General features: G+C 73.1%; 18 protein-coding genes. 8 read left to right on the forward strand and 10 right to left on the reverse strand.

Annotated elements, in window-relative coordinates; all coding sequences use genetic code 11:
* The first annotated feature begins 44 nt into the window (after nucleotides 1-44).
* From pdxR to L3078_RS07490, 3 genes are all read left to right on the forward strand, one after another.
* Nucleotides 45-1,490 (forward strand): MocR-like pyridoxine biosynthesis transcription factor PdxR, encoded by a 1,446-nt coding sequence (gene pdxR / locus L3078_RS07480; RefSeq protein WP_239752248.1) that lies wholly within the window; start codon nucleotides 45-47, stop codon nucleotides 1,488-1,490.
* Nucleotides 1,491-1,854: 364 nt separating this feature from the next.
* Nucleotides 1,855-3,450 (forward strand): alkaline phosphatase D family protein, encoded by a 1,596-nt coding sequence (locus L3078_RS07485; RefSeq protein WP_239752249.1) that lies wholly within the window; start codon nucleotides 1,855-1,857, stop codon nucleotides 3,448-3,450.
* Between the two features lie 142 nt (nucleotides 3,451-3,592).
* The gene (locus L3078_RS07490; protein WP_420864046.1) at nucleotides 3,593-4,879 is read left to right on the forward strand and encodes a GNAT family N-acetyltransferase; all 1,287 of its coding nucleotides are present in this window, start codon (nucleotides 3,593-3,595) and stop codon (nucleotides 4,877-4,879) included.
* 96 nt (nucleotides 4,880-4,975) lie between these two features.
* On the opposite strand, the gene L3078_RS07495 is transcribed toward L3078_RS07490, so the two are convergent.
* Complete coding sequence (locus tag L3078_RS07495) at nucleotides 4,976-6,202, reverse strand: trans-sulfuration enzyme family protein (protein ID WP_239752251.1); 1,227 nt, start codon at nucleotides 6,200-6,202, stop codon at nucleotides 4,976-4,978.
* Between the two features lie 60 nt (nucleotides 6,203-6,262).
* On the opposite strand from L3078_RS07495, the gene L3078_RS07500 reads away from it, so the two are divergent.
* Together L3078_RS07500 and L3078_RS07505 are read left to right on the forward strand one after the other, a co-directional pair.
* Nucleotides 6,263-6,754 carry an Lrp/AsnC family transcriptional regulator gene (locus tag L3078_RS07500; RefSeq protein WP_239752252.1) on the forward strand — a complete coding sequence of 164 codons (492 nt, stop codon included), beginning with the start codon at nucleotides 6,263-6,265 and terminating at the stop codon, nucleotides 6,752-6,754.
* Between the two features lie 142 nt (nucleotides 6,755-6,896).
* On the forward strand, nucleotides 6,897-8,588 hold the full coding sequence (locus L3078_RS07505; protein ID WP_239752253.1) for a DUF885 domain-containing protein: 1,692 nt from the start codon (nucleotides 6,897-6,899) through the stop codon (nucleotides 8,586-8,588).
* A 92-nt stretch (nucleotides 8,589-8,680) separates the two neighbouring features.
* Here L3078_RS07505 and L3078_RS07510 read toward each other — a convergent pair whose 3' ends face one another.
* Together L3078_RS07510 and L3078_RS07515 are read right to left on the reverse strand one after the other, a co-directional pair.
* Nucleotides 8,681-9,211 carry an immunity 21 family protein gene (locus L3078_RS07510; protein WP_239752254.1) on the reverse strand — a complete coding sequence of 177 codons (531 nt, stop codon included), beginning with the start codon at nucleotides 9,209-9,211 and terminating at the stop codon, nucleotides 8,681-8,683.
* Between the two features lie 100 nt (nucleotides 9,212-9,311).
* Nucleotides 9,312-9,797 carry a rhodanese-like domain-containing protein gene (locus L3078_RS07515; protein WP_239752255.1) on the reverse strand — a complete coding sequence of 162 codons (486 nt, stop codon included), beginning with the start codon at nucleotides 9,795-9,797 and terminating at the stop codon, nucleotides 9,312-9,314.
* Nucleotides 9,798-9,928: 131 nt separating this feature from the next.
* Between L3078_RS07515 and L3078_RS07520 the strand changes: the two genes are divergently transcribed.
* On the forward strand, nucleotides 9,929-10,384 hold the full coding sequence (locus tag L3078_RS07520) for an Lrp/AsnC family transcriptional regulator (RefSeq protein ID WP_239752256.1): 456 nt from the start codon (nucleotides 9,929-9,931) through the stop codon (nucleotides 10,382-10,384).
* Between the two features lie 28 nt (nucleotides 10,385-10,412).
* Here the strand turns inward: L3078_RS07520 and L3078_RS07525 are convergent, their stop codons facing one another.
* From L3078_RS07525 to L3078_RS07550, 6 genes are all read right to left on the reverse strand, one after another.
* The gene (locus tag L3078_RS07525) at nucleotides 10,413-13,403 is read right to left on the reverse strand and encodes an AAA family ATPase (RefSeq protein ID WP_239752257.1); all 2,991 of its coding nucleotides are present in this window, start codon (nucleotides 13,401-13,403) and stop codon (nucleotides 10,413-10,415) included.
* Nucleotides 13,400-14,563: an exonuclease SbcCD subunit D gene (locus tag L3078_RS07530; protein ID WP_239752258.1), complete on the reverse strand. Its 1,164-nt coding sequence runs from the start codon at nucleotides 14,561-14,563 to the stop codon at nucleotides 13,400-13,402. Before L3078_RS07530 ends, L3078_RS07525 begins: the two co-directional genes overlap by 4 nt.
* Nucleotides 14,564-14,674: 111 nt before the next feature.
* Nucleotides 14,675-16,567, reverse strand: a complete 1,893-nt coding sequence (locus L3078_RS07535) for an ABC transporter ATP-binding protein (RefSeq protein ID WP_239752259.1) — start codon at nucleotides 16,565-16,567, stop codon at nucleotides 14,675-14,677.
* 123 nt (nucleotides 16,568-16,690) lie between these two features.
* Nucleotides 16,691-17,317: a YigZ family protein gene (locus L3078_RS07540; protein WP_239752260.1), complete on the reverse strand. Its 627-nt coding sequence runs from the start codon at nucleotides 17,315-17,317 to the stop codon at nucleotides 16,691-16,693.
* A gap of 99 nt (nucleotides 17,318-17,416) precedes the next feature.
* Nucleotides 17,417-18,007 carry a SixA phosphatase family protein gene (locus L3078_RS07545; RefSeq protein ID WP_239752261.1) on the reverse strand — a complete coding sequence of 197 codons (591 nt, stop codon included), beginning with the start codon at nucleotides 18,005-18,007 and terminating at the stop codon, nucleotides 17,417-17,419.
* Entirely contained in the window at nucleotides 18,004-18,714 is a 711-nt protein-coding gene (locus tag L3078_RS07550; protein WP_239752262.1) for a cysteine--tRNA ligase, read from the reverse strand. Before L3078_RS07550 ends, L3078_RS07545 begins: the two co-directional genes overlap by 4 nt.
* Before the next feature lie 283 nt (nucleotides 18,715-18,997).
* Between L3078_RS07550 and L3078_RS07555 the strand changes: the two genes are divergently transcribed.
* Nucleotides 18,998-19,405: a CoA-binding protein gene (locus tag L3078_RS07555; protein WP_239752263.1), complete on the forward strand. Its 408-nt coding sequence runs from the start codon at nucleotides 18,998-19,000 to the stop codon at nucleotides 19,403-19,405.
* Between the two features lie 78 nt (nucleotides 19,406-19,483).
* Nucleotides 19,484-20,203, forward strand: coding sequence for an ABC transporter ATP-binding protein (locus L3078_RS07560; RefSeq protein ID WP_239752264.1), 720 nt, complete (start codon nucleotides 19,484-19,486; stop codon nucleotides 20,201-20,203).
* On the opposite strand, the gene L3078_RS07565 is transcribed toward L3078_RS07560, so the two are convergent.
* A complete protein-coding gene (locus L3078_RS07565) occupies nucleotides 20,182-21,159 on the reverse strand; it encodes an ABC transporter ATP-binding protein (RefSeq protein WP_239752265.1) in 978 nt (325 codons plus the stop codon). The genes L3078_RS07560 and L3078_RS07565 overlap by 22 nt on opposite strands.
* Nucleotides 21,160-21,176: the final 17 nt, after the last annotated feature.

A 21,176-nucleotide genomic window follows, 5' to 3' on the forward strand; every position in this document is an offset into this window, starting at 1 on the left:
GCGACGTTAGGGAGGTCGGCGGTCCCGCTTTAAGGTCCACTTCCATGACGTCATCGGGGACCAATTCCGACCACGGCGCGGCACTTTCGGGATCCGCTCCCTGGGCCGCCGCCTGGGAGCTGCTGCTGCCCGTCGCGGACGCGCCCGCACGCGCGCGTGGACGCACGTTGCAGACGGCGCTGCGGGAGGCGATCCGGTCGGGGCGACTGGCGCGGGGGACGCGGCTGCCGGCGAGCCGGGAGCTGGCAGCCGACCTCGGGGTCTCGCGGGGGCTGGTGACGGAGGCGTACGAGCAGCTGGTCGCGGAGGGGTATCTGCGCAGCGGCCGGGGCGCCGGGACCTGGGTGGGCGCCGCCGTGCGCACGTCCGAGCCGCCACGCGCGCGTGACCTCGCTCCGCGTCCGCCGGGCGCCCGCGCCGACTTCGTGCCCGGCACGCCCGACCTGTCGCTGTTCCCCCGTGCGGCGTGGGCGGCGGCCCAGCGCGGTGTCCTCGCGGAGCTGCCGCATCACGAGCTGGGCTACCCGGATCCGCGCGGGCTGCCCCGGCTGCGCACCGCGCTCGCCGAACTGCTCGTCCGGCGGCGGGGCGTGGTCGCCGACCCGGAGCGGATCGTCGTCGTCTCCGGGGTGGCCCAGGCCACCACACTGCTTGGATCCGTGCTCCACGCGCGCGGGACACGCGTCGTCGGCGTCGAGGACCCCGGCAGCCCCGAGCACGGGACGCTGTACGCCGCCACCGGGCTCGGCACCGTGCCGTTGCCGCTGGACGACGAGGGGCTGGCGGTCGGGCCGCTGCGGGAGTCGGGGGTGCGGGCCGTGGTGACGACGCCGGCGCACCAGTTCCCGACCGGGATCGCGTACTCCGCGCGGCGGCGGGGCGAGCTGCTCGACTGGGCGCGGGCGGTGGACGGGTTGATCGTCGAGGACGACTACGACGGGGACTTCCGCTACGACCGCGCGCCCGTGGGGGCGTTGCAGGGGCTCGACCCCGAGCGGGTCGCGTACACGGGGTCCGTGAGCAAGTCCCTCGCGCCGGGGCTGCGGCTCGGCTGGCTCCTCGTCCCGGCGTGGCTGGCGGAGGAGGTCGTCGAGCGCAAGCGGACCATGGATCTCGGGCATCCCACCCTCGATCAGGCGCTCTTCGCGCGGTTCGTTGAACGGGGGGACTACGACCGGCAGTTGCGGCGGTGTCAGCGGGCGTATCGGGAGCGGCGTGACGTGCTGGTGTCGGCGCTCGCCGAGCACTTTCCGGGGGCGGAGGTGTCGGGGATCGCCGCGGGGTTGCATGTCATCGTGACGCTGCCGGAGCGGTATGGGGTGGTGGGGCGGTTTCTGGAGCGGGCCGGAGAGGGTGGGGTGGGGGTGCGGGGGTTGGGGGCGTACGGGAGGGTGCCGGACGGGCGGGTGCGGTTGGTGTTGGGGTACGCGCATCTTTCTCCTGCGCGGATTCGGGAGGGGGTGGGGGTGTTGGCGGGGGTGGTGGGGTGACGGCTGGGTTTTTCGCCCCCGCCGCCCCTACCCGTCCCATCCTCAAGGGGCTGCGCCCCTTCGACCCCCAAGCGTCCGTCCGGTGGGGGCTGGTCGCGCAGTTCCCCGCGCCCCTGAAAGGCCTACGGCCATTTCAGGGGCGAAAAAGCAGGGGCGCAGCCCCGCTTTTTCAGGGGCGCGGGGAACTGCGCGAGAAGCCCCCACCCACCCGCAGCCGCCGACGCACAGGTACCCCCGAGCTCTGACGCGCGTCGGCTTCCCCCGCACCCCGCGCAGTTGTTCACTTGTCGTTTCCGTGTGCGCTGCGGCGTGCGCGTAGTTGTGGCTGTGCACATTGGCCGGATCCGTCGCTGGAGGCGCATTCATGTCACACCGTCCGCCGAGTTCCCTGCCCGGTCGCCGCAGCGTGCTGCGCGGCTCGTTCGCCGCGTCGGCGGCGCTGGCGCTGCCCGGTTCCGTCGCACTCGGTTCGGCTCCGGCGCTGGCCCTGTCGGGGCGGCCCCAGGCCGGCTGGGGTGTGCAGGCCGGGGACGTGACCGCGCACTCCGGGCTGGTGTGGGTGCGGTCGGACCGGCCGGCCCGGATGATCGTCGAGACGTCCGCCACCGAGTCGTTCCGCAACCCGCGCAGATGGCACGGCCCGCTGCTCGGCGCCGGCACGGACTTCACCGGTACGACGCGGCTGCGCGGGCTGCCGGCGGGCGAGCAGATCCACTACCGGGTGCTGCTCGCCGATCCGGACGACCCGCGCCGCACCGGGGAGCCGGTCACCGGGACGTTCCGTACGACGTCGCTGAAGCGGCGCTCCGGGGCGCGGTTCGTGTGGTCGGGCGACCTGGCCGGGCAGGGCTGGGGCATCAACCCGGACCGGGGCGGCTACCGGATCTTCGACGCGATGGGCGCGCTGGACCCGGACTTCTTCCTGTTCAGCGGTGACACCATCTACGCGGACGGCCCGATCGCCGCGACGGCGGCGCTTCCCGGCGGCGGCACCTGGCGCAACGTCACCACCGAGGAGAAGTCCAAGGTCGCGGAGACGCTCGCCGAGTTCCGGGGCAACTTCCGCTACAACCTGCTCGACGAGAACCTCAAGCGGTTCAACGCGCAGGTCCCGGCGATCGTGCAGTGGGACGACCACGAGGTCACCAACAACTGGTACCCGGGCGAGATCCTCACCGACGCCCGGTACACCGAGAAGAGCGTGGACGTGCTGGCGGCGCGGGCGCGGCGGGCGTTCAGCGAGTACTTCCCGATCTCCACACTGCGGCCGGGCGCCCGGGAGGGCCGCGTGCACCGGGTGGTGCGCCACGGTCCCCTGCTGGACGTGTTCGTGCTGGACATGCGGACGTACCGCGACGCCAACTCGCCCGGTACGCAGACCACCGACCCGGTGGGCATCCTCGGAGCCGAGCAGTTGGAGTGGCTCAAGCGGGAGCTGGCGCGGTCGCGGGCGGTGTGGAAGGTGATCGCCTCCGACATGCCGCTCGGCCTCGTCGTGCCCGACACCGGGGACGGCAAGCCGAACATCGAGGCCGTGGCGCAGGGCGACCCGGGCGCTCCGCTGGGGCGGGAGCTGCAGATCGCCGAGCTGCTGCGGTTCATCAAGCACCGCAAGGTCACCGGCACGGTGTGGCTGACGGCCGATGTGCACTACACCTCGGCCCAGCACTACCAGCCGTCGCGGGCGGCCTTCACCGACTTCGAGCCGTTCTGGGAGTTCGTCTCCGGCCCGCTGAACGCCGGTGCCTTCCCGGCGAACGCGCTGGACGGCACCTTCGGCCCCGAGCGGGTGTTCGTCAAGGCGCCGACCACGGCGAACGTCTCTCCGGCGGGCGGCTACCAGTTCTTCGGCGAGGTCGACATCGACGGCCACAGCGCGGAGTTGACGGTGCGGCTGCGGGAGCAGGACGGGACCGTGCTGTACACGAAGGTGCTCCAGCCGGGGCTCGTCGGTCAGTGACGGTCACCTTTGGCATCGACTAGGACAGCACCAGTCGTACAAAAAGAAACAAAAGGTGCGGATCGATGCTTTTACCGGTCAGTCACAAAGCGTTCGTGATCACGCAACACCGTTCGTTCACAGTGGCCACATGACTCCAGACATGTCTGATGTGACGCGCGCGAAGAACGGTCGCCCGGTGCGCCACCGGTTGCTGTCGGCTACGGCGGGGCTCCGCGGCTGGTGGGAACGGCGCCACGGACACGCGCCGCCGACGATCGATACCGAGGCCCGGCCGCCGCTCGCCGTAGGGCGGCAGGCCGGGCCGTCCGGGGCGGCCGCCCCGGTGTTCACCGGTGCGACCCTGATGTGGCGGATGCGGACGACGGTGAAGGACGAACCCGGTTCGCTGGCCGCCCTGTGCACGGCCCTCGCGGAGCACAGGGTCGACATCCTGAGCCTGCAGACGCATCCGCTGGCCGAGGGCACCGTGGACGAGTTCCTCCTCCGGGCGCCCGAGGAGCTGACCTCCACCGAGATCGGCCGGGCCGTCTCGGAGGCCGGCGGCACCGAGACCTGGATCGAGCGCGGTGACGCCCACGACCTGGTGGACGCGCCGACCCGGATCCTCGGTCTGGCCACGCGCACGGCCCTGGACGCGGCGGAACTGCCGCTCGCCCTGCGGCAGTTGCTCGGCCGCTGCACCATCCGCTCGCTGCCCGCCACCGCTCCCGGCTCGGGCCGGGCCCAGGAGAGCGTCCCGGTCGAAGGGGCCCTGGAGGACACCGTGATGCGGTTGCGGGCGCCTGAGGGCGGGGTGATCACGGTGGAGCGGCCGTATCTGCCGTTCACGCCGACGGAGTTCGCGCGGGCGCGGGCCCTGGTGGAGCTGGACGCGCGGCTCGGGCCCCGGATCCCGCGCAGCCACGACGTGCTGACCCTGCCGGAGGGCAACGACATCACGGTGCGCCGCGCGGACGCCGGCGACCTGCGGGCGGCCAAGGCGATGCACGAGCGGTGCTCGGCGCGCACGCTGACCATGCGGTACCACGGGCCCGTGGGGGACGCCGATCGGTATCTCAAGCACCTGCTCAGCCCGCGTTTCGGGCGGACGCTCGCCGTGCAGACGGCCTCGGGGCGCCTCGTCGGGCTGGGACACCTTCTCTGGGACGGCGACGAGACCGAGATCGCGCTGCTCGTCGAGGACGAGTGGCAGCGGAGGGGCATCGGCAGTGAGCTGCTGCGTCGTCTGGTGGAGATGGCGGCCGCGGCGGGGTGCGAGAACGTGTACGTGGTGACGCAGGCGTCCAACACGGGGATGGTGGCGGCGATGCGGGGTCTCGAACTGCCGCTCGACTATCAGATCGAGGAAGGAACGCTGGTGATCACCGCGCGGTTGTCCGAGGTGGAGGTCGCGGAAACGGCGGAGGGACGACGACGGGTGGGGTGAGTCGAGGGCCGGGTGGATCGAGTGCCTGAGTGAGGGCTGGTCGCGCGGTTCCCGCGCCCCTGACGGGGCGCGGGGTCCAACGTCGGCACCCCGCCGCTAGGCGCGCCCCGTCGAGAGCGCGGGCCCCTCGTCCTTGCTCCACTCTCGCGGCAGGCCGGTGACCGTTTCTCCCAACGCGCGGTCGAGGTCCGCCCACAGGTCCTCCGGGTCCTCCAGGCCCACCGACATGCGCAGGAGACGGTCGGACACGCCGGCGTCGCGGCGGTCCGACTCCTCCACGATGCGGTGGCTGATCGAGGCCGGGTGCTGGATGAGCGTGTCCACGCTGCCGAGGCTCACCGCCGGGGTGATCAGGCGGACGGCGGAGATGACGTCGTGCGGATCGCCGTGGACCTCGAAGGCGATCATGGCGCCGCCGATGCGCGGATAGTGGACGCGGGCGACACGGGGGTCCGCGGCGAGGCGGCTGACGAGTTCGGCGGCGGTCGCGGAGGCCGCCCGGACACGGACCGGGAGCGTGGACAGGCCCCGCAGGAGGAGGTAGCCGGCGAGCGGGTGCAGGACGCCGCCGGTGGCGAAGCGGACCTGGCGGAGCCGTCCGGCGAACTCCTCGTCGCAGGCCACGACTCCCGCCATGACGTCCCCGTGCCCGCCGAGGTACTTGGTGGCGCTGTGCAGGACGAGCCGCGCGCCCTGTTCGACGGGGCGTTGCAGGACGGGCGTGGCGAAGGTGTTGTCCGCGAGGAGCGGGACCGAGCCGCAGGCGTGGGCGAGGGCCCGGAGGTCGAGCTCGGCGAGGGTCGGGTTGGCCGGGGTCTCGACGAGGACCAGGCCCGTGTCGGGGCGCAGCGCGTCCGCGACGCCGGCCGGGTCGACCCAGGTGACCTCGGTGCCGAGCAGCCCCGCGGTGAGGAGATGGTCGCTGCAGCCGTACAGGGGCCGTACGGCGACGACATGGCGCAGGCCCATCGACGCGCGGACGAGGAGGACGGCGCTCAGGGCGGCCATGCCGCTGGCGAAGGCGACCGCGCTCTCGGTGCCTTCGAGGCGGGCGAGGGCGGTCTCGAAGCGGGCGACGGTCGGGTTGCCGAGCCGACCGTAGATCGGCGGTCCCTCCGGCTGAGCGCCGTCGCCGGCGAAGGCGTCGATGCGGGCGGCCTCGCCCCGGCTGTCGTACGAGGGATAGGTGGTCGACAGGTCGATCGGCGGAGCGTGCAGGCCCTGGCGCGCGAGGTCGTCGCGGCCGGCGTGCACGGCCTCGGTGGCCAGTGCTCTCGGCGTGGAGCGTGCGTGGTCGTACGCGTGCGTGCTCGCTGAGTTCATGGACGTCAGGGTGAACATCGACCGGGACTCGGGGATCGAACACCGTGTTACGTTCGAACAATGGCCGATTCCGTCGTACTCGATCCGGTGGACCTCCATCTGCTGCGGCTGTTGCAGAACGACGCCCGGACGACGTACCGGGATCTCGCGGCGCAGGTCGGGGTCGCGCCGTCCACCTGTCTGGACCGGGTGACGCGGCTGCGGCGTGCGGGCGTGATCGTCGGCCATCAGCTGCGGCTGGATCCGGCCAAGCTGGGTCGGGGTCTGGAGGCGTTGCTGTCGGTCCAGGTCAGACCGCACCGACGGGAGTTGGTGGGGCCGTTCGTGGAGCGGATCCGGGCGCTGCCGGAGTCGCGGACCGTCTATCACCTCACCGGACCGGACGACTATCTCGTGCATGTCGCGGTCGCGGACATGGCGGATCTGCAGCGTCTGGTCCTCGACGAGTTCACCTCGCGGCGCGAGGTGGCGCGGGTGGAGACCCGATTGATCTTCCAGCAGTGGGACTGCGGGCCGCTCCTGCCGCCGGACGCCGACCGGCCCTCGCCCTGACCCGCCGAACATCGACCGGCCCCGGACGGCCCTCACATTCCACGACAGCGGCTCACGCCCTGAGCGGAATCCGGCCGCGGTAAGGCTCAAGCGCCCGTTGAGGAGCTGACGTCGTACCCGTGGCCGTACCAAGATTGTCGGCATGTCTGACACCAAGAGCCCCCTGCCCCGTGAGGTCGCCGACGCGTATGTCGACGATCTCATCGCCCTCGACCCCGTGACCGGTACGTATCTGGGTGTGAAGGAGAGTTCCGGCAGGTTGCCGGACACCTCGCCGGCCGGGCAGGAGGCCCGTGCGGAGCTGATCCGGACGACGCTCGCGCGGCTCGACGAGGCGGAGCGGCAACCGGGCGCGGACAGCGACGTCGAGCGCCGGTGCGCGCGCCTGCTGCGCGAGCGGCTGACGGCGGAGCTGGCCGTGCACGAGGCCGAGGAGGGGCTGCGCGCCGTCGGCAACATGGTCACGCCCCCGCACGAGGTGCGCGAGGTCTTCACGATCACCCCGGCGGAGACCGAGGAGGACTGGGCGGCGATCGCCGAACGGCTGCGCGCGGTGCCGACGGCCTACGCCGGGTACCGCGAGTCCCTGGCGCTCGGGCTGGAGCGGAAGCTGTACGCGGGCCCGCGCCCGACCGCGACCTTCATCGGCCAGCTCACCGAGTGGGCGGACACGGACGGTTCGGGGCGCGGCTGGTTCGAGGACTTCGCGTCGGCGGGTCCCGAGTCGCTGCGCGCCGAGCTGGACGAGGCGGCTCGGGGCGCCACCAGGGCCGTGGTGGAGCTGCGCGACTGGATGCGCGACGTGTACGCCCCGGCGGTCGAGGGGGCGCCGGACACGGTCGGCCGGGAGCGCTACGGCAGGCTGGTCCGCTATTTCACGGGGTCGGACCTGGATCTCGACGAGGCGTACGCGTACGGCTGGGCCGAGTTCCACCGGCTGCTCGGCGAGATGAGGCAGGAGGCCGCGAAGATCCTGCCCGGCGCCGAGACGCCCTGGGTGGCGCTCGCGCACCTGGACGAGCACGGCCGGCACATCGAGGGCGTCGACGAGGTCCGCGCGTGGCTGCAGTCGCTGATGGACGAGGCGATCGAGGCGCTGGACGGCACCCACTTCGACCTCGCCGAGCCGGTCCGCAAGGTCGAGTCGTGCATCGCCCCGCCCGGTGGCGCGGCGGCCCCCTACTACTCGGCCCCGACCGAGGACTTCTCCCGCCCCGGCCGCACCTGGCTGCCGACGATGGGGGCGACCCGCTTCCCGGTGTACGACCTGGTTTCCACCTGGTACCACGAGGGCGTTCCCGGTCATCACCTCCAGCTCGCGCAGTGGGTGTACGTCAAGGACGACCTGTCGCGCTACCAGGCCACGATCGGCGGGGTCAGCGCCAACGCCGAGGGCTGGGCCCTGTACGCGGAGCGGCTCATGGACGAGCTGGGCTTCCTCAAGGACGCGGAGGAACGGCTCGGCTACCTGGACGCCCAGATGATGCGCGCGGCCCGGGTCATCGTCGACATCGGCATGCACCTGGAGCTGGAGATCCCGGCGGACTCACCGTTCCACCCGGGCGAGCGCTGGACCGTGGATCTGGCCCAGGAGTTCTTCGGCGCCCACAGCAGTCGTCCGGCGGACTTCGTGGAGAGCGAGCTGACGCGTTATCTGACGATGCCGGGCCAGGCCATCGGCTACAAGCTCGGCGAGCGGGCCTGGCTGCTCGGCCGGGAGAAGGCCAAGGAGCGTCACGGCGAGGCCTTCGACGCCAAGGCCTGGCACATGGCCGCGCTGTCCCAGGGGTCGCTGGGCCTGGACGACCTGGTGGACGAGCTGTCCCGCCTCTGACCCGGACCGGTCGGGCCCACCACCACCCACGGCGGGGGCCCGGCCGCCGCGTTGCCGGTTCTCGGGCAATCGCGCTCCCGGCCGGCCTCACCTCACCTGTCGGCCAGCGGTCTCACCCGGATCAGGCCCAGCCAGGTCTCCGGGCCCGTCGAGACCCGGGCGGTGCTGATGCCGTACGGGCCGGGAGCCAGCTCCACCCGTACGTGGTCGGTCTCCCGCAGGGACCTGCCGGGCCAGACGGCGTCGAAAAGGACGACCGGGCCCGGCACCCGCCAGCGCAGCTCCGGCTCCCAGGCCGCGGTGTCGAGCGTCGCCGGAACTCCCGCGAGGAGTTCGGTCTCGGAGTCGGCCGCGTAGCAGCGGACGAAGACGCCGTGGCGGGGCAGATACGCGGTGGACGCGGGTTCGTCGCCGAGGACCAGGGCGCGGGTGTCGCCGACCGGCAGCAGGCCCACGGGTCCGTCGACGTCACAGGCGCGGTCGTAGTCCGAGGACGTCTCGTCGCCGTCGGCGCCCGCCCAGAACGGCAGCACCGCCTCAGGTATCGCTATGAGCGGTCCACCGCTCGACTCCACCCACCGCACCACATCGGGCACCACCGCCACGTCCGCGTATCCAGCCATGCCCAGAAGTTACACGGCGGCCGTCGGTGCGAACTCGCCGCCCCTCAGCGCTTCTTGACAGTCTGTCAGCAACGGCGGCGGCCTCGGGACGGCGACCGGGTCAGCAGCCGCAGTCCTCGGCGTCCACGGGCGCGGTCAGCGGGTCGGCGGCCCGTCGCGCCTCACCCTCCCAGGTCTCGTACGCGAAGCCCTCGCGCGCCCAGTACTCGAAGCCGCCGAGCATCTCCTTGACCTGGAAGCCGAGTTCGGCGAGGGCGAGGGCGGCGCGGGTCGCGCCGTTGCAGCCGGGGCCCCAGCAGTAGGTGACGACCGGCACGGACTTGTCGAGCAGTTGCTCGGCCTGCTCGGGGATGAGGGCGGTGGGCAGGTGGACCGCGCCCGGGATGTGCCCCTGGTCCCAGGACGCGGTGGAGCGGGAGTCCAGGACGACGAAGCCGGGGTCGCCGTCGGCGGCGAGCGCGGCGGCCACGTCGGAGACGTCGGCGTGGAAGACGAGGCTGGCCCGGAAGTACGCGGCGGCCTCGGCAGGGGCGGCGGGGGCGATCCGCAGGACGGGGTTGACGGCGGATGCGGTGGCGACGGTCATGAGCTGGCCTTTCCCTCGGGGAAGCCCTTGTTTCCCTCACCGGAAATCTACGTCGGACGATCATCCGCCTGAAGGGGCGATCCACGGCCGGGGCCTTGATCGGCCGGGGATTCCCCTGCTATCCATCGGGCATGACCGCGAATTCCCCGTATCTGCCGGATGCCACCGACTGGCGCATCCTGGAGGTCCTCCAGCGCGAGGGCCGGGCCAGCTTCGCCGAGCTCGCCCGCGCCGTGTCGATGTCGGCGAGCGCGGTGACCGAGCGGGTGCGGCGGCTGGAGGAGGCGGGCGTGATCCGGGGCTACGCGGCCGTCGTGGACCCGGAGCGGCTGGGGCTGCCGATCCTGGCGTTCGTGCGTCTGCGCTACCCCAATGGGAACTACAAGCCGTTCCACGATCTGGTGGCCGTCACGCCCGAGATCCTGGAGGCGCACCACGTCACGGGCGACGACTGCTTTGTGATCAAGGTGGCGGCCCGTTCGATGCGGCATCTGGAGGAGGTGTCGGGCAAGATCGGCGCGCTGGGGTCGGTGACGACGAGCGTCGTCTACTCCTCACCGCTCCCCCGCCGCCCGCTGGGCCACTGACTTCGCCACTGCCCCGCCGCCCCCTGGGTCACCGACCCCGCTGCCGTACGACCGATCCCGTCCGCTCCTTCACGATCTCCAGCTGGGCGTGCACGCGGCGGCGCAGGTCGGCGACGTGGCTGACGATGCCGACGCTTCGGTCGCGTTCGCGCAGCGCGTCGAGGACGTCGAGGACCTCGTCGAGGGTCTGGTCGTCGAGGCTGCCGAACCCCTCGTCGATGAAGAGGGTGTCGAGCCGCACCCCGCCTGCCTCGTCGGTGACGACGTCGGCCAGACCGAGGGCGAGCGCGAGGGAGGCGAAGAACGTCTCGCCGCCGGAGAGCGTGGCCGTGTCCCGCTCCCGCCCCGTCCAGGCGTCGACGACATGCAGCCCGAGGCCGCTGCGACCGCGTCCGGCGCGGTCGTCGGAGTGGACGAGGGTGTAGCGGCCGGAGGACATCCGCTGGAGCCGTACGGTCGCGGCGGCGGCGACCTGTTCCAGCCGGGCGGCGAGGACGTACGCCTCCAGGCGCATCCTGCGCTCGTTGTCGGCGGAGGTGCCGGCCGCGAGCCCCGCCAACCGGGCGACACGGTCGTACTCCTCGCGCAGCGGTGCCAGTCCGCGCACGGCGGCGGTGGCCCGCGCGGACAGCCGGTCGAGTTCGATGCGGCGCCGCTCGGCGGCGTCCCACGCGGAGACGGTGTTCTGGAGGCGTCGGGCGGCGGCTTCGGCCTCCCGTTCGGCGGCCTGGAGGTCGGCGGGCGGCTGCGCGCCCGCGGCCGTCGTCTCGGCCTCGGCGAGCACGGCCCGCACGGCGGCCTCCTCCGACTGCCAGGCGTCCAGGCGGTGTTGGAGGTCCCGGTGGGCGGCGTCGTCGAGCACGGCGGCGGCCGCGTCGCGCGGGGTGTCGAACCCGGCCCGGAACGCCGCGTCGGCGAGGCGCGCGTCGGCGTCCTTCAGGCGTTGCGCGGTGTCGTCGGCCACCCGGGCGGCCTCGGCGGCCGCGCCGAGCCGCGCGGCCCGCGCCTCCAGCCGCCCGGCCAGCTCGGCGACGCTCTCGGCGTCGCCCCGGGCCTGCGTCAACTCGGCCTCCAGAGCGGTCCGTTCCCGCTCCAGGGTGTCGCGCCGGGTGTCGCGCGAAGCGGCCCGGATCGCGGCCTCCTGTCGTGCGGCGGCCCGCCGGTCGCGCTCCTGTTCGGCGTGGAGCAGCGCCTCCTGCGCGGGGTGGAGGTCGACGGCGCGCCGCCGGGCCTCGGTGTGCTCCCGCTCCAGCTCCGCCACCGTCGCCGCGAGCCGCTCGGTGGGCGTGTCGCCCGCCTCGGCACTCGCGGCGGCCAACGCCCGTTGCGCGAGGGCCAGTTGCCGCTCCGCCCCGACCCGCTCCTCGTCGGCCCGCTGAAACGCGGCGAGTGCCTCCTCCTCCGCCTCCCGGTCCACATGGCCCGCGACCTTCTGGGCGGGCGCGGGGTGTTCCGTGCCTCCGCAGACGGCGCAGGGCCGCCCGTCGACGAGTCCGGCGGCGAGCTCCGCCGCGATCCCCGACAGCCGCTGTTCCTTGAGGTCCAGCCAGTGGGTGCGGGCCTCGGACGCCCGCTCGGCCAGCCGGAGCACCCGGGCCTGGGCCGCGTCGGTGTCGCGGCCGAGCTGGTCGCGCTGACGTGCGGCGGCGAGCCGCTGCTCGGCGGGTTCCCGCCGCACGGCGAGCTGTTCGGCGCGGGCGGCGGCCTCCTGCGCGGACTCGATACGGCTCTGCAGCCCGGCCCGGGTGGTCTCCCACTCGGCGAGCCAGCCCTCGGCGTCCTGGAGGACGCCCTCGTCCGCCCGCTCCTCGTCGTCCAACTCGGCCTGCTCGGTGAGGAGTACGGCGAGCCGTCGCTCGGCACGCCGGGCCGACTCCAGCGCGCCCAGCTCCTCCGAGGCCCTGCGGGCTGCGGCCGCGAGTCCGGCGGCACCCGCGTCGGCGTACTCCCCCGACAGGCGTGCTCGGGCGTCCTCCTCCTCCGCCCTGGCCCGCCGGTGCTCGGCCTCGGCGGCGTCCCGCAGGTCCAGTGCCGGGGCCACGGCCTCCGCCTTGCGGGCGCGTTCCATCCGCGCCCGGTCCTCCCGGTGGGTGTCCGCCCGCTCCTCCAGCCGTGCGGCACGTTCCCTCGCCTCCGCGAACCGCCGTTGCAGCCGCGCCACTTCGCGTACGTCGTCCAGCACGCGGTCGGCCTCGGCCCGGGCCGCCTGGGCCGCAGCCCGCGCGCAGTGGGCGATGGTGAGCCGTTCCCGGGCGGTGCTGCGGGCGACGGCGGCCCAGGCGAGGACGGCGTCGGCGAGACCGGGGTCCCCGGGGGCCAGGTCGGGCAGGTCCGGGGCGTCGCCCGCCGCCTGCTGCATCCGGTGGGCGTCGGCGAGCAGTGCCGCGTCGCCCTCGCGCACCCTGGCCTCGGTCTCCCGGCGGCGGTCGGCGAGCCGCTTCTCGACGGCGGCGAAGTGGTGGGTGTCGAAGAGGCGGCCGAGAAGCCTGCCGCGTGCCTCGGCGTCGGCCCGCAGGAACCGGGCGAAGTCGCCCTGCGGCAACAGCACGACCTGGCAGAACTGTTCGCGGCTCATCCCCAGGAGCTGGGTGATCTCCTCGCCTATCTCCTGGTGGGAGCGGCTGAGGTCCTTCCAGGAGCCGGCGGCCGCGTCGTACTCGCGCAGCCAGCTCTGCGCCTTCTCGACGGTGGTGCCCGCGCCGCGTTTTTTGGGCCGCTCCCAGGGTGGCTGCCGGGTGACCTCCAACCGGCGTCCGGCGACGGTGAGTTCGAGGCGGACCTCGGTGCGGGTGGTGGGTGCCGCGTGGTCGCTGCGCAGGTTCATGCCCTGGCCGCTCTGGCGGGCGCCCGGCACCGAGCCGTACAGCGCGTAGCAGACGGCGTCCAGGACCGAGGTCTTGCCGGCGCCGGTCGGGCCGTGCAGCAGGAAGAGTCCGGCGGCCGAGAGGTCGTCGAAGTCGACGGACTCGATGCCGCCGAAGGGGCCGAAGGCGGCGAGGTCGAGCCGGTGGAGTCTCATCGGGCGACCTCCCGGACCGTCTCGTCGGCCCGTACGGCGTCGAACGCGTCCCTGAGCACGGTCCGTTCGTGTGCGTCGGGGCCGGTGCCGCGGACGTGGGCCACGAAGTCCTCGGCGATCTCCTGGTCGTCCCGGCCGGCGAGGCGCCGGGCGTAGGAGACGTCGGGGTCGCCGGGGGCCCGTTCGGGGTCGAAGACGAGGCTGAGGGTGTGTGGGAAGCGTGCGCACAGCCGGGCCATGGGCTCGGCGGGCCGGACGGGGTCGGTGAGGGTGGCCTCGACCCAGGCCTCCTCGTGGCGGGCCAGGTCCGGGTCGGCGAGCAGGTCGTCCAGCCGCCCCCGGATCCGGGCGAGGGGGCGGGGCACGGGGCAGTCGATCCGCTCGGCGTCGACCGACCCGTCGGCGCCGAGGTCCACCAGCCACATGCTCTTGCGGTGGTCGGCCTCGGAGAAGGAGTACGGCAGCGGGGAACCGGAGTAGCGCACCCGGTCGGTGAGGGTCTGGCTGCCGTGCAGATGGCCCAGCGCCACGTAGTCGACGCCGTCGAAGACACCGGCGGGCACGGCGGAGACGCCGCCGACGGAGATGTCCCGCTCGCTGTCGCTGGGTTGGCCGCCGGTGACGAAGGCGTGGGCCAGGACCACGGAACGGGTGCCCGCCGGCCGCCCGGCCAGGTCGGCCCGGACCCGGTCCATGGCGGCGGCGAGCACCGCTTCGTGGCCCGCCTTCTCGACCCCGAGCTCGTCCTTCACGAGGGCGGGTTCGAGATAGGGCAGGCCGTAGAAGGCGACGTCGCCGTGGGCGTCCGGGAGGGTCACGGGGGTGCCGGCGGCCGAGGCCGACGTTCGCAGGTGGATGCCGGCCCGGCCGATGAGGCCCGCCGCGACGCCGAGCCGTCGCGCCGAGTCGTGGTTCCCGGAGATCATCACCGTGGGCACGCCCAGCTCGGCCAGGCGGTGCAGGGCGTCGTCGAAGAGTTCGACCGCGGCCAGCGGCGGCACCGCCCGGTCGTACACGTCGCCCGCCACGACCACCGCGTCCACGTCGCGTTCCCGCACCGTCGCGACCAGCCGACCGATGAACTCGGCCTGCGCGCCGAGCATGTTCACGCGGTGGAACGACCGGCCGAGATGCCAGTCGGATGTGTGCAGAATTCTCAAGAAACTGCTCCGACCTGCATGCGTCCCCCTCTGTCCCCGTGGCCCCGGCACCGGACCGCTACGGCCCGCTCTCAGCACCGACCACGCTAACGCCTGTCGGCACGTGGTCCGTCACACACCTCGCTCCGCCGCCTCGTGACCGGCGGGCGCGGCCGGTGCGGGCAGGCCGTCGAGACCGGCTCCGCCGACCGGTCCCGCGAGGTCCGGCTCGGCGTTCTCGCCCAGGAAGCCGCCCGACTGGTGCTGCCACAGTTTGGCGTAGGCGCCGTTCGCCGTGAGCAGTTCCTCGTGGGTGCCCTGCTCGACGACGTTCCCGCGGTCGAGGACGACGAGACGGTCCATGCCGGCGACGGTGCTCAGCCGGTGGGCGACCACGAGGGCGGTCCGCCCGTCCATAAGCCGCCACAGGGCGTCCTGGACGAGGATCTCGCTCTCCGAGTCCAGCGCGCTGGTCGCCTCGTCGAGGAGCAGGACCGGGGCGTCGCGCAGGATGGCCCTGGCGAGGGCGACGCGCTGGCGCTGCCCGCCCGAGAGTTTCACCCCGCGCTCACCCACCAGCGTGGCGAAGCCGTCGGGGAGCTGGCCGACGAACTCGGTGACGTGCGCGGCCTCGGCCGCGGCGTGGATCTCCTTGTCGGTGGCGCCGGGCCGGGCGAAGGCGATGTTGTCCCGCAGGCTGCGGTGGAACATGGCGGGTTCCTGCGGGACGTAGGCGATCAGTGAGCGCAGGTCGGCCTGGCGCATGCGGCTGATGTCCTGTCCACCGATGAGGATGCGGCCGTCGTCGATGTCCGACATGCGCAGCAGCAGCCGGGTGAGCGTGGTCTTGCCGCCGCCGGACCTGCCGACCAGCCCGATACGCGCGCCCGCCGGCACGTCCAGGTCGAGTCCCTGGAAGATGGGTTTCGCGCCCGCGTGGGCGAAGGTCACCGCCTCGAAGCGGACGCCGGTGTCGCGCGGTGCGAGCGGTTCGGGCTCCGGGGGGTCGAGCACCGTGGGCGGATCCAGCAGCAGTTCGGTGAACTGCGCGGCCTCGGTCATCGAGGTTTCCAGGCGCCGGTAGATCTGGTTGAACTCGAACATGATCTGGGTCGCGTTGGAGTAGTAGGTGAAGGCGACGACGACCTCCTCCACCCCCCGGCCCGAGCCCCCGAGGACGATGGCGACCAACAGCCCGAGCACATTGGTCAGTACGGACATGGGGGCGATCAAGGTGTCGACGCGCAGATTGCCGTAGTCCCACGACCGCAGCGTCAGGCGCCGGGAGTCCGCGACCCGGTCGCGGTGCTCCTCGGCCTCCCGCCGCTCGGCCGCGAACGCCCGGATGGTCTCCATGTTCACGAGGCTGTCGGCGACGTGGCCGGAGACCCGGGCGACGGCAGCCTCACGGTCGCTGACGAGTCGCTGCCTGCGACGGATCAGCGGGGTCGCGGCCACCACGGTCACCGCGATCATCAGCAGGAGGCCGACGACGAGCATCGGTTCGTAGGTCCACAGCACCACGGCCCCGAACAGCAGGGGGACGACACTCCCCACGATCCGGAAGGTCAGTGTGTCGACGAAGTCCTCGAAGCGCTTGCCGAAGCTCAGCACCCGCTTGGTCAGGGAGCCGGCGAAGTTGTCGTGGAAGAACGCGGCGTCCTTGGCGAGGAGTTCGTCCATGCCGCTCACGTACAGGTGTTCCATGCCGAGGGCGTCCACCCGGTTCAGGCAGTGCTGCCCGACCCGCCACACGGCCTCGGCGAGCAGCAGTGTCGCACCGAAGGCCAGCACGTACGGCAGTGCCGAGCCGAGGGTGAGACCGCCCTCGTCGGCGGCCTGACCTGCCAGTTTGGCGATCAGCAGGGGGGCGACATAGCGGATGCCGATGTTGCCCACGGCCGGCAGCACCAGCGCCGGCAGAGCCAGTCGTCGCAGGCGCAGCATTTCCCGACCGTAGCGGCGCAGCGCCAGAACGACCGCGCTCCTGCCCGGCGTCGACCCGTGCGTTTCTGTAGTCCCCATCACACTCCCGGAGTTAGGAAGTCCGAAGTGTCCCGTCGACGGAGGCCCTCAGTCCACATAATTAACGCGGACCGGCGAGAATCGGACACCGTCGCCCTCAGGGGACGCGGGGGGCGTTTTCGCTCAGGTGTCCCCGTACGCCTCTCCGCCGAGTTCGAACCCGGCCGTGCCCGCGGTGGTGTCGGCGAGCCAGGCGCGGAAGGCGTCCACGTCGGCGTCGGGGAGGCCGATCTCGATGGTGACGGCCTCGCCGTAGCGGACGTCACGGACCTCGCGCCCGGTGGACCGCAGGTCGTTCTGCACCTTCCCGGCCCGTTGGTGGTCGACGGTCACCGTGGCGAGCCGGAAGCGCCGGCGCGTGAGGGTACCGAGCGCGTCGAGCGCCTCGCCCACGGCGCCGCCGTACGCCCTGATGAGGCCGCCCGCGCCCAGCTTGACCCCGCCGTAGTACCGGGTGACGACGGCGACGACGTACCGCATGTCCCGGCGCAGCAACATCTGGAGCATCGGGACGCCCGCGGTGCCGCCGGGCTCCCCGTCGTCGCTCGCCCGCTGGACGGACGCGTCGGCGCCGATGACGTAGGCGAAGCAGTTGTGCGTGGCGTCGGCGTGCTCCTTGCGGACGGCCGCGACGAAGTCCTGCGCCTCCTGCTCGGTGGCCGCAGGGGCGAGCGCGCACACGAAACGGGAGCGGTTGACCTCGGTCTCGTGCACTCCGGCGCGGGCGACGGTGCGGTACTCGTCCTGCATCGGGCCAGCCTATGCGCACGCCGGCGCACGCCGGGACGGGGCATCGTCCGGGGGGCGTCCGGGGGTCGGCCGGGGCGCGGGACGCTCTCCGGGAGCCGATCAGGCGCCCTTCGCGCCCTTCCGGCCCTTCTCGCCCTTCCCTCCCCTCGCGTCCTTCCTGCCCCTGGCCACGATCAGGTCCGTCAGCAGGGCCGTGCCCGGGGCGAGTGCGGCCCAGGTCTCGCCGTGCCAGGAGAGGAAGGCGATCGCCGAGGTCGGGAACTTGGCACGCACGTCGTCCAGCGCGTCGTCCAGGGCGTCTCCGGCCAGGTCGAGGACGAGTTCCTCCAGCCCCGGGTTGTGGCCGACGAGGAGCAGCGTCCGCACATGGTCGGGGGTCTCGCGGACCACGTCCAGCAACTCGGGGACCTCGGCCGCGTACACCCGCTCGTCGTGCCGTACCGGGGGCGGCGTGCCCCACTCCGCGGCGGCCAGTTCCCACGTCTGCCGGGCCCGTACGGCCGTGGAGCAGACGGCCAGGTCGGGCAGACAGTCCGCCTCGGCGAGGGCCCGCCCGACGGCGGGGGCGTCACGGCGGCCCCGGGGCGCCAACGGCCGCTCGTGGTCGGGGACGCCCACCGGCCAGGCGGACTTGGCGTGCCGCAGGACGATCAGTCTGCGCAGCGGGCCCGCTCCGGCGCGCGCCATCATGCCGATGCTCCGATCTGCCGGGTGAGCTCCAGCCCGAGGAGCCGGTCGGCGTAGGCGTACGTCTCGAACCGCGCGCCGTCCGGCACGTCCCGCGCACCCTCCACGTCCCGCAGTACGCCGAGCACCGCGGGTACGTCGAGGTCGTCCTCCCAGGCGGCGCGCAGGGCCTGCCGTACGGGCTCGGGAACCGGCCGTGACGGTCGCGTCGCCCACGCGGCGACCGCCGTGCGCCAGTGGTCGAGCATGTCGGCGGCCTCCGTGAGCGCGGTGGCGTCGAGGGTCACGGGGGTACGGCGAGGGTGGCTGAGCAGGGCGAACCGGAGGGTGGTGCCCGACGCGACCGGCGCCTCGGTCCCCCTCACCGGGGCGACCTCGACCGTGATGTCGGCATCGGTGTCGGTATCGGTGTCAGTGTCGGTGTCCCCCGAGCCGGTCACCCGCAGCACCCGCCCGCCACCGCCCCGCGTCGCGGCTGTCTCGCTCGGCCGGACGCCGAGGTCGTCGGCGCGCCGCCGCAACGCGGCGGGCGGGTCGGCGACGAGGAGGACGGGACTCCCGCCCAGCTCCAGGGCACGGGCGAGGACGTCGGCGACCAGCAGGACCCGCAGGGCCGAGGTGTCCTCGGCCGGCACGCGGGCGTGGACCCGGGTGAGCGCCCTGCGGATCTCGGCGGGCTCGCCGGTCCGGGCGTCGGTGATACGCAGCACGGGGTGAGCGTAGGCGCGGAAGCGGTCGAACGCAGTGCGGAGGACACGCTTCCGGTCGGCGCGTCCCGGTGCGCGCGCCTCTGCGGGGCGGCGCCGGGAATCGCCGGACACCGCACGCTGTTGGCGCAGGCAGGCCTCGCCACCGGGCACTCGCGCACCGAACAGGCGGGCACGGACGGGCCCACGGGACAGACGGACCGACTGACTGAATGACTGAATGACTTGCCGACAGGCAGACAGGCAATCAGGCAGACAGACGACTGACGGACAGAGGAGACGGAACATGTACGGCGACCCGGCCACGATCCGCAAGATCCTGACGGAACTCGGCGACACCTGGGCGGTCGTCGGCCTGTCCACCAACCGCGACCGCGCGGCGTACGGCGTCGCGGAGGTCCTCCAGCGCTACGGCAAGCGGGTCGTCCCGGTGCACCCCAAGGCCGAGCCGGTCCACGGCGAGCAGGGCTACGCCTCCCTCGCCGACATCCCCTTCCCGGTGGACGTCGTCGACGTCTTCGTCAACAGCGACCTGGCCGGGCCCGTCGCCGACGAGGCGGCCCGCGTCGGTGCCAAGGCGGTCTGGTTCCAGCTGGGTGTGATCGACGAGGAGGCCTACCACCGCACCCGCGAGGCCGGCCTGGACATGGTCATGGACCGCTGCCCGGCGATCGAGATCCCCCGCCTGGGCTGACGGTGATCGGACCTGGCCGGGTGTCGTGCCGGGTGAGACACTGGTGCGCCGCGGAATCGGGGAACTACGGGGGGCGTGATGGGCCAGGCGGTGACCGCTGCCATGCTGCGGGTGGCGGATGTGCACAAGTCGTACGGTCGGGGCGCCGGCGCCGTCCACGCCCTGCGCGGCGTCTCCTTCGAGGTCCCTCAGGGGGAACTCGTCGCCCTCAAGGGGCGCTCGGGCTCGGGCAAGACCACCCTGCTCAACATCGTCGGCGGTCTGGACGAACCGGACGCCGGACAGGTCACCATCGAGGGGCTGAACCTCCGCGACCAAGGCGAGGACGCCCTCCTCGCCCTCCGCCGGGAGCGCATCGGCTTCGTCTTCCAGTCGTTCGGGCTCATCCCCATCCTCACGGCCGCCGAGAACGTGGGCGTCCCCCTGCGGTTGCGGAAGGCGGACCCGCGCGAGCGGCGGGAGCGCGTCGAGCTGCTGCTGTCCCTCGTGGGGCTCGCGGACCATGCCGCGCAGCGCCCGGGCGAGTTGTCGGGCGGGCAGCGCCAACGGGTGGCGATCGCCCGTGCCCTGGCCAACAGTCCCTCGATCCTCATCGCCGACGAGCCGACCGGCCAACTGGACGCGGAGACCGGGCACTCCGTGATGGAACTGCTGCGCGCGGTCGTCCGCAGCGAGCGGATCACGGCTCTCGTGGCCACCCATGACACGACCCTGCTCGACCTCGCCGACCGTGTGCTGGAGCTGAAGGACGGCGAGATCAGCGAGATCACCGAGGCTCAGGGCCCGTCGTTCTCCTGACGGCCGTTCCGGGCGTCGTCCGGGCGGACGGCGATGTGGTCGGGCTCCAACTCCAGGGCGACGCGGTCGCGCATCCCCAGGGCCCGGGTGTACTCGGCGGGGAGTTGGAGGCGGCCGGCCCGGTCGAGCATGGCGTATTCGCGGGCGACCAGGCTCTCCTGGCCGGTGGCGGAGTCGACCTCGCTGTGGCGCAGCACCTCGGTCGCCGTGCGGCCGTCCCGGATGGCGACCGTACGGCGTACCTCACCGGCGACGGACTGATCGTGGGTGACGATCACGATGGTGGTCCCCAACTCCTCGTTGGCGGTGCGGAACGCGGCGAAGACCTGTTCGGCGGTGTGGGAGTCGAGTTCGCCGGTGGGCTCGTCGGCGAGCAGCACCGCGGGATCGTTGGCGAGGGCGACGGCGAGGGCGACGCGCTGCTGCTGGCCGCCGGACATCTCGTGCGGCCGGCGGTCGCGGCACTCGGCGACGCCCAGCAGGCCGAGGAGTTCCATGACCCGCTCGGCCCGGGTCCGGCGCCCGCCCCGGGCGCGAGCCAACTGCAGGGGCAGCGCGACGTTCTGTGCGGCGGTGAGATAGGGCAGGAGGTTCTGGGAGGTCTGCTGCCGGACGAAGCCGACGGTTTTCCGACGGTAGGCGAGCCGTTCCTTGGAGGACATCGTGACCAGGTCGTGGTCGGCGACACGGGTCGCGCCGGCGGTGGGTCTGTCCAGTCCGGCCAGGATGTTCATGAGGGTGGACTTGCCGCTGCCGGAGGCGCCGACCAGGGCCAGCAGTTCTCCCTCGCGGACGAGGAGATCGAGGCCCTGCAGGGCCTGGACCTCCACTCCGTCGGCGGTGAAGATCCGTACCAGCCGGTCGCAGCTGATCAGGGCGTCCTGGCCGTAGGCGGCGGCGTCGCGCGCGGCGAGGGCGCGGTCGGCGAGTTCGTGGAAGGTCGGGCTGCTGGTCATCGGCTGCTCCTGGGCGG

Origin of the sequence: Streptomyces deccanensis (assembly GCF_022385335.1) — a bacterium.
In the GTDB taxonomy this organism is placed as follows: domain Bacteria; phylum Actinomycetota; class Actinomycetes; order Streptomycetales; family Streptomycetaceae; genus Streptomyces; species Streptomyces deccanensis.

Bases quoted from the DNA above. Each gene is read 5' to 3' on its own strand.
- pdxR (WP_239752248.1), top strand. From the start codon at position 45: ATGACGTCATCGGGGACCAATTCCGACCACGGCGCGGCACTTTCGGGA.
- L3078_RS07485 (WP_239752249.1), top strand. From the start codon at position 1,855: ATGTCACACCGTCCGCCGAGTTCCCTGCCCGGTCGCCGCAGCGTGCTG.
- L3078_RS07490 (WP_420864046.1), top strand. From the start codon at position 3,593: ATGTCTGATGTGACGCGCGCGAAGAACGGTCGCCCGGTGCGCCACCGG.
- L3078_RS07495 (WP_239752251.1), bottom strand. From the start codon at position 6,202: ATGAACTCAGCGAGCACGCACGCGTACGACCACGCACGCTCCACGCCG.
- L3078_RS07500 (WP_239752252.1), top strand. From the start codon at position 6,263: ATGGCCGATTCCGTCGTACTCGATCCGGTGGACCTCCATCTGCTGCGG.
- L3078_RS07505 (WP_239752253.1), top strand. From the start codon at position 6,897: ATGTCTGACACCAAGAGCCCCCTGCCCCGTGAGGTCGCCGACGCGTAT.
- L3078_RS07510 (WP_239752254.1), bottom strand. From the start codon at position 9,211: ATGGCTGGATACGCGGACGTGGCGGTGGTGCCCGATGTGGTGCGGTGG.
- L3078_RS07515 (WP_239752255.1), bottom strand. From the start codon at position 9,797: ATGACCGTCGCCACCGCATCCGCCGTCAACCCCGTCCTGCGGATCGCC.
- L3078_RS07520 (WP_239752256.1), top strand. From the start codon at position 9,929: ATGACCGCGAATTCCCCGTATCTGCCGGATGCCACCGACTGGCGCATC.
- L3078_RS07525 (WP_239752257.1), bottom strand. From the start codon at position 13,403: ATGAGACTCCACCGGCTCGACCTCGCCGCCTTCGGCCCCTTCGGCGGC.
- L3078_RS07535 (WP_239752259.1), bottom strand. From the start codon at position 16,567: ATGGGGACTACAGAAACGCACGGGTCGACGCCGGGCAGGAGCGCGGTC.
- L3078_RS07540 (WP_239752260.1), bottom strand. From the start codon at position 17,317: ATGCAGGACGAGTACCGCACCGTCGCCCGCGCCGGAGTGCACGAGACC.
- L3078_RS07545 (WP_239752261.1), bottom strand. From the start codon at position 18,007: ATGATGGCGCGCGCCGGAGCGGGCCCGCTGCGCAGACTGATCGTCCTG.
- L3078_RS07555 (WP_239752263.1), top strand. From the start codon at position 18,998: ATGTACGGCGACCCGGCCACGATCCGCAAGATCCTGACGGAACTCGGC.
- L3078_RS07560 (WP_239752264.1), top strand. From the start codon at position 19,484: ATGGGCCAGGCGGTGACCGCTGCCATGCTGCGGGTGGCGGATGTGCAC.
- L3078_RS07565 (WP_239752265.1), bottom strand. From the start codon at position 21,159: ATGACCAGCAGCCCGACCTTCCACGAACTCGCCGACCGCGCCCTCGCC.